Annotated in this window: 12 protein-coding genes and 1 tRNA gene; 6 read left to right on the forward strand and 7 right to left on the reverse strand. The window is 60.9% G+C overall.

Annotated features, from left to right (window positions below; genetic code table 11):
* Window positions 1-72: 72 nt before the first annotated feature.
* The 3 genes from AC245Y_RS21120 to tesB all read right to left on the reverse strand — a co-directional run bounded on the left by AC245Y_RS21120 (window position 73) and on the right by tesB (window position 2,976).
* Window positions 73-1,503: an ammonium transporter gene (locus tag AC245Y_RS21120; protein WP_017995459.1), complete on the reverse strand. Its 1,431-nt coding sequence runs from the start codon at window positions 1,501-1,503 to the stop codon at window positions 73-75.
* Window positions 1,504-1,530: 27 nt separating this feature from the next.
* On the reverse strand, window positions 1,531-1,881 hold the full coding sequence (locus AC245Y_RS21125; RefSeq protein ID WP_003543684.1) for a P-II family nitrogen regulator: 351 nt from the start codon (window positions 1,879-1,881) through the stop codon (window positions 1,531-1,533).
* A 210-nt stretch (window positions 1,882-2,091) separates the two neighbouring features.
* Window positions 2,092-2,976, reverse strand: a complete 885-nt coding sequence (gene tesB, locus AC245Y_RS21130) for an acyl-CoA thioesterase II (protein ID WP_012759387.1) — start codon at window positions 2,974-2,976, stop codon at window positions 2,092-2,094.
* Between the two features lie 83 nt (window positions 2,977-3,059).
* Between tesB and AC245Y_RS21135 the strand changes: the two genes are divergently transcribed.
* Complete coding sequence (locus tag AC245Y_RS21135; protein ID WP_012759388.1) at window positions 3,060-4,274, forward strand: ubiquinone biosynthesis hydroxylase; 1,215 nt, start codon at window positions 3,060-3,062, stop codon at window positions 4,272-4,274.
* 45 nt (window positions 4,275-4,319) lie between these two features.
* Here AC245Y_RS21135 and AC245Y_RS21140 read toward each other — a convergent pair whose 3' ends face one another.
* From AC245Y_RS21140 to AC245Y_RS21155, 4 genes are all read right to left on the reverse strand, one after another.
* Window positions 4,320-4,508 (reverse strand): Trm112 family protein, encoded by a 189-nt coding sequence (locus AC245Y_RS21140; protein WP_017995460.1) that lies wholly within the window; start codon window positions 4,506-4,508, stop codon window positions 4,320-4,322.
* 9 nt (window positions 4,509-4,517) lie between these two features.
* The gene (locus AC245Y_RS21145; protein WP_017995461.1) at window positions 4,518-5,204 is read right to left on the reverse strand and encodes an LON peptidase substrate-binding domain-containing protein; all 687 of its coding nucleotides are present in this window, start codon (window positions 5,202-5,204) and stop codon (window positions 4,518-4,520) included.
* A 176-nt stretch (window positions 5,205-5,380) separates the two neighbouring features.
* Window positions 5,381-6,355, reverse strand: coding sequence for a thioredoxin (gene trxA / locus AC245Y_RS21150; protein WP_017995462.1), 975 nt, complete (start codon window positions 6,353-6,355; stop codon window positions 5,381-5,383).
* A gap of 160 nt (window positions 6,356-6,515) precedes the next feature.
* A complete protein-coding gene (locus AC245Y_RS21155; RefSeq protein WP_012759392.1) occupies window positions 6,516-7,025 on the reverse strand; it encodes a prolyl-tRNA synthetase associated domain-containing protein in 510 nt (169 codons plus the stop codon).
* Window positions 7,026-7,281: 256 nt separating this feature from the next.
* Here AC245Y_RS21155 and AC245Y_RS21160 point away from each other — a divergent pair.
* The 5 genes from AC245Y_RS21160 (at window position 7,282) to AC245Y_RS21180 (ending at window position 12,047) form a co-directional block, all read left to right on the forward strand.
* Window positions 7,282-7,356 (forward strand) — tRNA-Gly (locus AC245Y_RS21160).
* A gap of 273 nt (window positions 7,357-7,629) precedes the next feature.
* Window positions 7,630-8,034, forward strand: a complete 405-nt coding sequence (locus AC245Y_RS21165) for a hypothetical protein (protein ID WP_157628344.1) — start codon at window positions 7,630-7,632, stop codon at window positions 8,032-8,034.
* A gap of 28 nt (window positions 8,035-8,062) precedes the next feature.
* Window positions 8,063-9,505, forward strand: coding sequence for a M81 family metallopeptidase (locus AC245Y_RS21170; RefSeq protein ID WP_012759393.1), 1,443 nt, complete (start codon window positions 8,063-8,065; stop codon window positions 9,503-9,505).
* Between the two features lie 210 nt (window positions 9,506-9,715).
* On the forward strand, window positions 9,716-10,447 hold the full coding sequence (locus tag AC245Y_RS21175) for a FadR/GntR family transcriptional regulator (protein WP_012759394.1): 732 nt from the start codon (window positions 9,716-9,718) through the stop codon (window positions 10,445-10,447).
* 91 nt (window positions 10,448-10,538) lie between these two features.
* Window positions 10,539-12,047: an ABC transporter substrate-binding protein gene (locus tag AC245Y_RS21180; RefSeq protein WP_012759395.1), complete on the forward strand. Its 1,509-nt coding sequence runs from the start codon at window positions 10,539-10,541 to the stop codon at window positions 12,045-12,047.
* Window positions 12,048-12,167: the final 120 nt, after the last annotated feature.

Below are 12,167 nucleotides of genomic sequence, written 5' to 3' on the forward strand. Positions count from 1 at the left end.
CGGTCTATGGTTAGATAGGCCGCGACGGGCCGTGAAGCGGCGCCCTTCTGCCGGGCGCCGCAAACCCTGTGATCAGGAAGAGTGGTAAGCGGCTTCGCCGTGGGTCGAGAGGTCGAGACCTTCGCGCTCGGCTTCGACGGTGACACGCAGGCCGATGACGACGTCGACGATCTTGTAGAGGATCGCCGAGCCGATACCCGACCACAGCAGCGTCGTCAGCACGCCCTTGGCCTGAGCCCAGACCTGGGTTGCCGTGCCGGCATAGGAGGCTGCGAAATCGGCGGTCGAATAATCGACGATGCCTGCACCGCCGAGCGCCGGGTTGACGAGGATACCGGTGCCGAGAGCGCCGATGATGCCGCCGACGCAATGGACGCCGAAGACATCAAGGCTGTCGTCGTAGTTGAACTTGTTCTTCACGACGTCGACGAAGAAGTAGCAGACCGGTGAGACGATCAGGCCGAGAACGATCGAGCCCATCGGGCCGGCAAAGCCTGCCGCCGGGGTAATGGCGACGAGACCGGCAACCGCGCCGGAAGCGCCACCCAGCATGGAAGCCTTGCCGCGGGTGAGGGTTTCGACGATGCACCAGGACACAGCGGCGGCAGCCGTGGCGACGAAGGTGTTGATGAAGGCAAGCGAGGCGTAGGAATTGGCTTCGAGGTTGGAGCCGGCATTGAAGCCGAACCAACCGACCCAGAGCAGCGAGGCGCCGACCATGGTCAGCGTCATCGAGTGCGGAGCCATGATTTCCTTCTTATAGCCCGTGCGCTTGCCGAGCATGATGGCGCCGACGAGGCCCGCAATACCGGCATTGATGTGAACGACCGTGCCGCCGGCGAAGTCGATTGCGCCATAGGAGAAGATCAGTCCGGCCGGCGAGGTGTAGGAGCTCGGACCGCCCCAGAACCAGACCATGTGTGCCATCGGGAAGTAGATGAAGGTGACCCAGAGCACGACGAAGAGCATGACGGCCGAGAACTTGATGCGTTCGGCGAATGCGCCGACGATCAGGCCAGGCGTGATGCAGGCAAAGGTCATCTGGAATACGATGAAGGTGTATTCCGGAATGGCGACGCCCTTCGAGAAGGTTTCAGCGAGCGACGACGTGTTGACGCCGGCGAGGAAGGCCTTGGAGAAGCCGCCGACGAAGCTGTTCAGCGAGCCGCCGTCGGTGAAGGCGAGCGAATAGCCGTAAGTCACCCAGATCAGCGCCACGACGGCGGTGATCATGAATACCTGCATCAGCACCGAGAGCATGTTCTTGGCGCGGACGAGACCGCCGTAGAAAAGCGCAAGGCCGGGGATGGTCATCAAAAGGACGAGCGCCGAGGAGACGAGCATCCAGGCATTGTCACCCTTGTCCATGGTGTAAGCAGGAGCAGCAGCAGCGGTGGCAGCAGCTGGTGCAGCCTCCTGCGCAAAAGCGACGGCCGGCGCCAGAAGGGCGGCCGAAGCTGCGCAAAGCCGCGCAAAGGTGGAAGAAAACTTCGAAATTGACATTGGAAAAAGCTCCTTGATCTGCCGTTCTTACAGCGCTTCTGAATCGGTTTCGCCCGTACGGATGCGCACGGCATGGTCGATCGAATAGACGAAGATCTTGCCGTCGCCGATCTGGCCGGTCTTGGCCGATGCCGCAATGGCCTCGACCGCCCTGTCGACGAGTTCCGATGCAACAGCGATTTCGATCTTGAGCTTCGGCAGGAAGCTGACTGCATATTCGGTGCCGCGATAGATTTCGGTGTGCCCCTTCTGGCGCCCGTAGCCCTTCACCTCGGTTACGGTCAGCCCCTGAATACCGATCGCCGTAAGGGCTTCGCGGACCTCATCGAGCTTGAACGGCTTGATAATGGCCATCACAATTTTCATCTGGTTTCCCATCCTTCGTTATCCTCGGCACGGAGCCGACTCTCCTTGCCGCTGACGTTCCTGAACAGCGACCGGCGATATACATTCAAGGGGCGTGCCAGATTCAAGGCAGATCGTAAGTTATTGAAAAGTAAAGGTTATAATAAATAATGCCAATAAACAGGCAAATGACCGGCCGATAAGCGCACAAATAACGCGCAAATTCAAAAAGATGCACATTATTTATTCATTTGCCTTTTTCCGAATCAGACCTTCCTGCGCGACAGAGGCAATCAGCTCACCCGATCGCGTAAATAGGCTACCCCGGGTTAATCCTCTGGCGCCAGAAGCCGACGGACTGTCCTGCGTATAAAGCAGCCAGTCGTCGAGTTTGCAGGGTCTGTGGAACCACATGGAGTGATCGAGGCTCGCCACCTGCAGGCTCTGGTCGAAGATGGACGTTCCGTGCGCATAGAGCGACGTATCGAGCAGCGTCATGTCCGAAAGATAGGCAAGCACGGCCGCCTGATACAGCCTGTTGTCGGGAACCGGGCCGGTAGCGCGCACCCAGACATCCTGCTTCGGATCGAGTTTCCTGTCGGAAAAATAATGCGTCAGCGAGACGGGACGGATCTCGATCGGCCGCTCGCGCTGCCAGTATTTTCGGATCGCCTCCGGCGCGTGCGCGAGATACTGTTCCTTGATCTGCTGCTCGCCGAGCAGCGCCTCCGGCATCTCGACATCGGGCATCGTAATCTGATGTTCGAAGCCCGGCTCCTCCACCTGGAAGGAGGCCGACAGCGCGAAGATCGCCTTGCCGTGCTGGATGGCGACGACGCGCCTCGTATTGAAGCTCGATCCATCGCGGATGCGTTCCGCCTGGTAGATGATCGGCACCGAGGGATCGCCGGGACGCATGAAATAGGCATGCAGCGAATGGACGAAACGCTCGCCCTCGATGGTGCGCTGCGCCGCCATCAGCGCCTGGCCGATCACCTGGCCGCCGAAGACCCGCTGCCAGCCGACCTTCGGGCTGCGGCCGCGGAAGATATCGACCTCGATCGGCTCGAGGTCGAGCGTAGAAAGCAGCGTCTCCATCGCCGAAGGCTCTGATGTCTCGCGCGTCATTTCTATGTCTCCCGGCGGTAGGAAGTGAAGTTGCGATGATCTATATAGAGCACATCTGAGGCACAAGGTACGGGAGCGGCGCGATGTTGGACATGCTGGTTGTGGGCGGGGGTTATGTCGGCCTTTCCGCCGCTGTAGCGGTCAAACAGGCAGCACCCCATCTGAATGTCGCCGTCGTCGAGGCGGCCCCCGAGCATGTCTGGAAAAACGATACGCGCGCTTCCGCCGTCATCGCGGCGGCGGCAAAGATGCTCGAGGTCTTCGGCATCTGGAACGAGATCGAGCCGGAAGCCCAGCCGATCACCAAGATGATCGTCACCGACTCCAAGACCTCCGATCCGGTGCGTCCGGTTTTTCTGACCTTCGACGGCCAAGTCTCCGAAGGCCGGCCCTTCGCCCACATGATCCCGAATGTTGCCATGGTCGCAGCCCTGCGCGGCGCCTGCGAGCGGCTCGGCATCGATATCCGCCATGGGCTCGGCGCCACGGAGCTGAAAACCCACGACACTCATGTCACCGTCACGCTTTCGGACGGTGGTACGCTGGAAACCAAGCTATTGGTTGCCTGCGACGGCGTGCGCTCGAAACTGCGCGATCTCGCCGGCATCAGGACCGTCACCTGGGACTACGGCCAGTCCGGCATCGTTGCAACCGTCGAACACGAGCGGCCGCATGACGGCTGCGCCGAGGAACACTTTTTGCCGGCCGGCCCCTTCGCCATCCTGCCGCTCAAGAACAACCGCTCCTCGCTCGTCTGGACGGAGCGCACGCCGGATGCCAACCGGCTGGTCGCCGCCGACGACCTGATCTTCGAGGAAGAGCTCGAACGCCGCTTCGGCCACAAGCTTGGGAGCCTGAAAGTGATCGGCGACAAGCGTGCCTTCCCGCTCGGCCTGACGCTCGCCCGCTCCTTCGTCGCGCCGCGTTTCGCGCTGGCTGGCGACGCCGCCCATGGTATCCACCCGATTTCGGGGCAGGGCCTCAATCTCGGCTTCAAAGATGTGGCGGCACTTGCCGAAACCATCGTGGATGCCGATCGCCTCGGCCTCGATATCGGCTCGATCAATATCCTAGAGCGCTACCAAACCTGGCGCCGCTTCGACACTTTCCGTATGGGGGTGACGACCGACGTGCTGAACCGGCTCTTCTCCAACGACGCAACGCCGATCCGCATCGCCCGCGACGTCGGACTCGGCATCGTCGACCGGCTGCCACGCCTCAAATCCTTCTTCATCGGCCAGGCGGCCGGAACGACGGCAAAGGACAATCCGCGGCTGCTTGCCGGAGAGACGATTTAAAGAGGCGCTTGCGCATAACTCGAAATCGGAAACGCTAAGGACGCTCTATTCATCAAGACGGCGAGCCTCTGACACCAGCATGATCGGAATGCCGTCGCGGATCGGATAGGCAAGCCGCGCCTTTTCCGAGACAAGTTCATTCTGGTCGCGATCATAGGAAAGCCGGCCCTTGGAGAGCGGGCAGACCAGGAGATCGAGCAGCTTTGGATCGACGCGGCTGAGTTTTTCGTCCATGGCTGAAGTCTACTGCAGAACCGTATCGGAGTCACCGAAGACGCGCGCCAGCACGATTTCGGTAATGGCGATCAGCGTCTCGGCTCGCGTCTTCAGGTCAGGCGCCTCCAGCAGCGCTTGCTTTTCCGCCGGCCCGAAGGGCGACATCATCGCCAGCGAATTGACCAGCGTCAGATTGCTCGCGCGTTCGACGCTCTCCCAGTCGGCCTCGAGCTTGTTGGCATCGAGATAGGCCTTGAAGGCGGTCAGAAGCGCTGCGCGATCGACCGCCTCCTCCTCATTCGCGGCCGAGAGGTCGGCGATAAAAGGGGCGATACGGAAGATGCGGAAGGGATCGCTGGTCGCTTTCTCCTCCAGCAGCCGGAAGCGGCAGACGCCGGTCAGCGATACGATATAGCGCCCGTCGCCGGTCTCGGCGAAAGAGGTGATGCGGCCGAGGCAACCGACGGCGGCAAGGTTGGGCTCGCCGCCCTTGTCCTCGTGTTCGCCGAATGCCGGCTGCACCATGCCGATCAGACGGTTTCCGGTCAGTGCTGCATCCAGCATCGCCAGATAGCGCGGCTCGAAAATGTTGAGGGGAAGCTGCCCGGCCGGCAGCAGAAGGGCGCCGGTCAGGGGGAAGACAGCGATCGCATCAGGCAGATCGCCCGGCTTCAGGTATCTGGCATTCCCGACTTGCATGAAACCGTCCCGCATTCTTGTAACGGGCTTGCCCGTCCTGACGAGAATGTGGTGCCCTCGTCCGAAAACGCAAGGGCAGATGCTCGAAACTTAACTCGTACGCCGAAAATCGGAATCGGTTCTCGGAAAAGATCCTGCACCGATTCAATGCGATAGACCGACCGTGGCGCGTGCTGCGGATGCGCGGCGCCCTAGGAAAACAGCATCGCCGAAAGCTTGCGCCGCGCTGCAACCGTCGCTGGATCCTTGAAGCCCCAGACCTCGAAGAACTGCAGCAGCTGGCGGCGGGCGCCGTCGTCGTCGAAGGCACGGTCCTTGCGCATGATCAGCAGCAGATGGTCGGCCGCTTCGTCGCGCCGGCCTTCGACATTGCGGATCTTGGCAAGCTTGATCCGCGCTTCGTGGTCATCGGGATTGGCGGCCAGTTCACGCTCGAGCGCAACGGGATCACCGAGCTTGCGGGCCTCCTCGATCTGCTCGAGCTTCATCAGCACGGCCTGGATGCCGGCGTCTTTCGCCAGCTCTTCCGGCAATTCCGTCAGTATTTCGCGCGCCCGCTGATGCTGGTTGGCTGCGATCATGCATTCGGCCATGCCGGCAAGCGCCTTGGCATTCTCGGGATCGGCCTGCATCACGGCGCCGTAGAGCTGAGCGGCCTCGTCGATATTGCCGGTGGCAAGCAGTTCCGCCGCTTCCGCAACCACCGCTTCGATTTCGGCCGCCTCGTCGGCGCCGGCCGGACCGGCGATCCGGTCGATGAACTGCTGGATCTGGCTTTCCGGCACCGCGCCCATGAAACCGTCGGCGGGACGGCCGTTGACGAAGGCGATGACGGCGGGGATCGACTGGATGCCGAGCTGACCGGCGATCGAGGGATGGTCGTCGATATTCATCTTGACCAGCCGAACGCGGCCCTTGGCTTCGTTGATGACCTTTTCCAAGACCGGCGTCAGCTGCTTGCACGGGCCGCACCAGGGTGCCCAGAAATCGACCAGTACCGGCTGCTTGCGCGATTCCTCGATGACGTCCTTGGCGAAATTCGCGGTCGTCGTCTCCGTGATGTAGCTGCCGGCCGCAGCCGCGGGTTCCGGCGCAGCACCGAAGTTTGTCGTCGCCGTCATCTGATTTCCGAAGGAAGCATTATAGGGGTTGTCGCTGCCGCTCATAGGTATCTCCCGCCGCGCCGATCCTGCCGGCGTCTTTGCTAAAGCATGTCGCGCAAAACTGTGTGGCGGTTTTGCGATAAAGGCATGCGCAAAACCAAAGACTAAAGCGCGGCAGGCGAATCTAAAAGATCGAGACGCGCTTTAGCGCTAAAATCGTATGTCAGGACGTCACTTTCAAGACAAGTGGCTTATGTCCCGTCGCTTCCATGAAACGGATAAGATCGCTGCTCGCAATCGAGGTCGTCGCATCATTGGATAGCGGATGGCAGTTGACGATCTCGTACGCCATCAGCTCGGCATCGAGCACGAAGGTGACATTCTCAGCGGTATCGTTGATCGCGCCGAAGGCCGTCACCGAACCCGGAGCGACGCCGAGATACTCCATCAGCTTCTCCGGTCTGCCAAAGGAAACCCGGCCCGACCCGCCGATCGCATTATGCACCTGCTTGAGGTCGACGGCAGCATTTTCCTCCACGGTCAGCAGAAAATACCTGTCCTTCTTGTCTTTGACGAACAGGTTCTTGGTGTGGCCACCGGGGATTTCATCGCGCAGCGACACCGATTCCGCCACGGTGAAAACAGGCGCATGATCGACCGTCTTATGGGCGATCCCGAGCCCGTCGAGAAAGGCAAACAATTCTTCTCTTGTCTTCGGGGCATTTTCGGACATCGGGCAATCCATTGGACAGGAAGGGAAAAAAGCGAGGCGTCCTGATTAAGGCGGTCCACATCGTTTGGCAATCTTTGCGACCGACGCTTTGCCCCGCATTTGCGGCCTTTCTGCCGGGCGTCAGCGAACACCAGAATTTTTCTTCGCCTCTCCGTCATTTCCCTGTTGCATTTGAAAACCCGTTAGGCCATATAGCGCCGGTCGCCGCGAGGCGGCGCCCACGGTCCAACAACTACCCCGGACCGATGTGGATTGAGCGGGTGTAGCTCAGGGGTAGAGCACAACCTTGCCAAGGTTGGGGTCGAGGGTTCGAATCCCTTCGCCCGCTCCAGTTTCTCAAATAAAATTAAATGTCTGCTTAGCGCCGGGATAGACGCCCTTGCGCCAACGCACGGCAAGAGCAGATTTGACGCCTTGCGCTGCTCCGAGCTCATTTTGGCAGGAATCCATGAGCTGGATAACCATTCTCGAAGAATACGACGATAGCCTCTGAGTGGGTGGGCGCATCGACTTACTGTTCGGCGAACCTGTCGAGGCGCTGCGCTGAATTCATCGGCCAGCCAGACCCCCACCATAATCTATATAGCACTTCGGAATCCCGAAATTGGTTGCGGTGTTGAAATCATTGGATGTTTCCTCGCGGCGACACCACCCAAAACGCGACGAATTTCGGGATCCCGAAGTGGGATTTTTTCTTTATGGCGATGCGGCCGCGTTTGTCGGCAACAATCGGCCCGCGGCATCCGACGGAAGAAACCGAACCGGTCGGAGGCTCACCGATTACGGCACTTTCGACCTCGACGCCGGCTTAGAAGATCAAGATTGTAATTTATTTTGGTTGATTGGTTCGTTTGTAAACTTATTGTCGAGGCAAAAGGACGCGTCTGCGGATCGGATCCCGAATGTTCAGTTTATCGCAGCACAACTCAGTCGACCGACACAGATCCGCACCCGGCGCGTCGATACCGGCGCTGGAGCCGGGTTGCCAGCATCGCCCATAACTTTCTGACTGCTCCCAACATCAACTGAGGTTTCCCATGCGCATCGCCGTCGGTGGCATTCATATCGAATGCAGCACATACAACCCCGTCCTGAACGAGGAGAAGGATTTCCGCGTGCTGCGCGGCGCGGCGCTGCTGGAAGCGCCGTATTTCGCCTTCCTCAGGGATTACGCTGCCGAATTTCTGCCGACGATCCATGCCCGCGCCATCGCCGGCGGCCCGGTTTCGCGTGCCACCTACGAGGCCTTCAAGGGTGAATTCCTCGAGCGGCTGAAGCCGATGCTGCCGCTTGACGGTCTCTATCTCGCCATGCACGGCGCCATGTATGTCGAGGGCATGGAGGATGCGGAAGGCGACTGGATCAGCGCGGCCCGTGCGCTGGTCGGCAAGGATTGCACGGTCTCGGCAAGCTACGATCTGCACGGCAACGTCACGCAACGCATCATCGATGCGCTCGATATCTATTCCACCTACCGCACTGCGCCGCATATCGATGTCGAAGAGACGATGCGCCGCTCCGTTTCCATGCTGGTAAAGAGCCTGAAAACCGGCGAGAGGCCGGTCGTGCTCTGGGTGCCGATCCCGGTCGTGCTGCCCGGCGAGCGCACCAGCACCGTCGATGAGCCGGCAAAGAGCCTCTATGACATGCTGCCCGGGATCGATGCGATCGACGGCGTCTGGGATGCATCGCTGATGGTCGGCTATGTCTGGGCCGACGAACCGCGCGCCACCGCCGCCGCGATCATGACCGGCACCGACCGCACCGTGCTGGAGCGCGAGGCCAAACGCCTCGCGAGGGCTTATTGGGATGCGCGCGAAGACTTTGTCTTCGGCTGCAAGACCGGCACGCTCGAGGAATGTGTCGAAAGGGCGATCGCAAGCCCGACCGCTCCTGTGGTGCTTGCAGAATCCGGCGACAACCCGACCGGCGGCGGCGTTGGGGACCGGGCTGATGTGCTGGCAGAGCTGATTGCCAGGGGCGCCACCGGCGTCGTCTTTGCCGGCATCGCCGACAAGGCGGCGACCGAGGCCTGTTATGCCGCTGGCATCGGTGCGGAACTGGAGCTCAGTGTCGGCGCCTCGCTCGACACCCAGGGTAGCAAGCCCGTTCACGGCCGCTTCACGGTCAAGTTCCTGCATGAGACATCAGATCCCACAGACCGCCAGGCGGTAGTTTCGGTCAGTGGTATCGATCTCGTGCTCTCCGCCAAGCGTCGGCCCTATCACAACATCGTCGACTTCACCCGGCTCGGCCTCGACCCACACAAGGCCAGCATCATCGTCGTCAAATCGGGCTATCTCTCGCCGGAACTGGCGCCGATCGCCAATCCGAACCTGATGGCGCTATCAACAGGGGTCGTCGATCAGTTCGTCGAGCGCCTGCCGCGGCTGCGCAAGCAGCGTCCGACCTATCCTTTCGACAAGGATTTTGCCTTCGAGCCGCAGGTTTTTCTCTCCGCACGCTCGACGCTGGCCTGAGCTTCAGCTGAACCAATTGCATTTTCTGGATGACATTGTCGATCGCGGCGCCGCCCTGTCGCCGCGATCGACTGCTTTCCCGTATCGCGGCAATAGCGGGATTTGAGCAAAAAACGGGCAGATTTGGATTTGCACAAAAAAGCGCTTGACGGTCGGCGCTATTTGGTTTGGACTGAACCAATAGAAAATTGGTACGGACCATTTAAGCGAATGCCGATGGATGAGACGCAGGGCAATTCGAATTATGCGCTGGAGAGGCTGAGGGCTCTGCTGCGGTCCGACAGTCTCGACGCCGACGGCAAGCTGCCGACCGAGCGCACCCTTTCGGAAATGCTTGGCGTCGGCCGCCGTGCCGTCCGCCGTGCCCTCGAAGTGCTGGAGGCTGAGGGCCGCATCTGGCGCCGCCAAGGCTCCGGCACCTATGCCGGCCCGCGCCCCGACGGCTGGAGCGATCATGTCGGCTCGATCGTTGCCGGCACCGATCTCATGGAAGTCATGGAAGTGCGCCTGCGCATCGAACCGCAGCTCGCCCAGCTTGCCGCCATGCGCGCCAAGGCCGCCGATATCGAGCGCATGTATGATCTGGTGAAGAAGATCTACGAAAGCACCGATGCCGACGGCCGCGAACTTTGGGACGGGGCGCTGCACCGCCAGATCGCCCAATGCGCCGGCAACGGCTTCTTCCTCACCATCTTCGACGTCATCAACCGGGTGCGCCAGGACGAGGCCTGGCAGACGATCCGCGAGCGCGCCCGCAGCGCCAGCCGGACGCGGCCCGTCACCTTCGGTCAGCACACGGCGATCGTCGATGCGATCGCCGCTCGTGATCCTGCCAGGGCGGGCGAAGCGATGCGCCAGCATCTGCTGACGCTGCAGGAAAGCCTCATCCGCATCACCTCGCTCGATCATAGCGAAACGGAGGTCGACAAGACCCTCGCCTGAACAGCGAGGTGAGCAGGGAGAAGAGAGACGGGCGGGCCATAACCGCCGGAATGGAAGCCAAAACCAAACAAACAGAACAGAGGAGAATGGAATGAAGATCGCCAAATTGCTGACCGCCACCGTTGCCGGCGCGCTGTTTGCGCTTCCTGCCTTCGCCGTCGACCTGAAGATCGGATTGCAGGACGATGCCGACGTGCTCGATCCCGCGCAGTCACGCACCTTCGTCGGCCGCATCGTCTATACTGCAATGTGCGACAAGCTGGTCGACGTCTCGCCGGATCTGAAGATCGTGCCGCAGCTTGCCACCGAATGGAGCTGGTCGGCCGACGGCAAAGAGCTCACCATGAAGCTGCGCCAAGGCGTCAAGTTCCATGACGAGACCCCGTTCAACGCCGAAGCCGTCGTCGCCACCATCGAGCGCAACATCACCTTGCCGGAATCACGCCGCAAGAGCGAGCTGACCTCGGTCGCAAAGGTCGAGGCGACAAGCGAATACGAGGTCAAGTTCACCCTCAAGGCGCCTGACGTCACCCTTCTTGCCCAGCTTTCCGACCGCGCCGGCATGATCGTCTCGCCGAAGGCCGCCAAGGAGCTCGGCGCCAAGTTCGGCGATCACCCGGTCTGCGCCGGTCCGTTCAAGTTCGTCGAACGCATCCAGCAGGATCGCATCGTGCTCGAAAAGTTCCAGGACTACTGGAACAAGGACAAGATCTTCATCGACAAGCTCACCTATCTGCCGATCCCGGATACGACGGTGCGCCTCGCCAATCTGCGTTCCGGCGATCTCGACATGATCGAGCGCCTGGCCGCGACCGATGCTGAAGCCGTGAAGGCGGATTCGAGCCTGGTCTATGCCGACGCCGTCGGCACCGGCTACATGGCGCTCTATACCAATATCGGCAACGGCGCGCGTGCCGACAATCCTTTCGGCAAGGACAAACGCCTGCGCCAGGCTTTCTCGCTGGCGATCGACCGCGATGCCGTCAACCAGATCGTCTATGAAGGCACGGCCGTCTCCGGCAACCAGCCCTTCCCGCCGAGCAGCCCGTGGTTCGACAAGGATATTCCCGTCCCCGCCCGCGATCTCGACAAGGCCAAGGCGCTGATCAAGGAAGCCGGCTTCGACCGCGTGCCGATCGAGCTGCAGATCCCGAACAATCCCGTTGCCATGCAGATGATGCAGATCATCCAGTCGATGGTCGGCGAAGCCGGCTTCGACGTCAGCCTGAAGTCGACGGAATTCGCCACGCTGCTGAGCGAGCAGACCGCCGGCAACTATCAGCTCAGCCGTTCCGACTGGTCCGGCCGCGTCGATCCCGACGGCAATATCCATCAGTTCATCACCTGCAAGGGCGGCATCAACGACACGAAATACTGCAACGCCGAGGTGGACAAGCTGCTGAACGAAGCTCGTGCTTCGACCGACGATGCCGTGCGCAAGCAGAAATACGATGCCGCCGCCGTCATCCTCAACGACGATCTGCCGATCATCTATCTCGGCCATCAGTCCTGGATCTGGGCGCTGCACAAGAACATCACCGGCTTCGTTCCGTCGCCGGATGGCATGATCCGCCTCGTCGGCGTCAAGAAAGCCGGCTGATCCCTAGAGCATGATGCCGAAAAGTGTGAGCGGTTTTCGGACGACATCATGCTCTACTTTTTGATCCAGCAAATCATGCGGCGGAAACCCTCCGCCGCATGACCCCAGTCGTGTCAGGAT

It is taken from the genome of Rhizobium sp. SRDI943 (genome assembly GCF_057653695.1).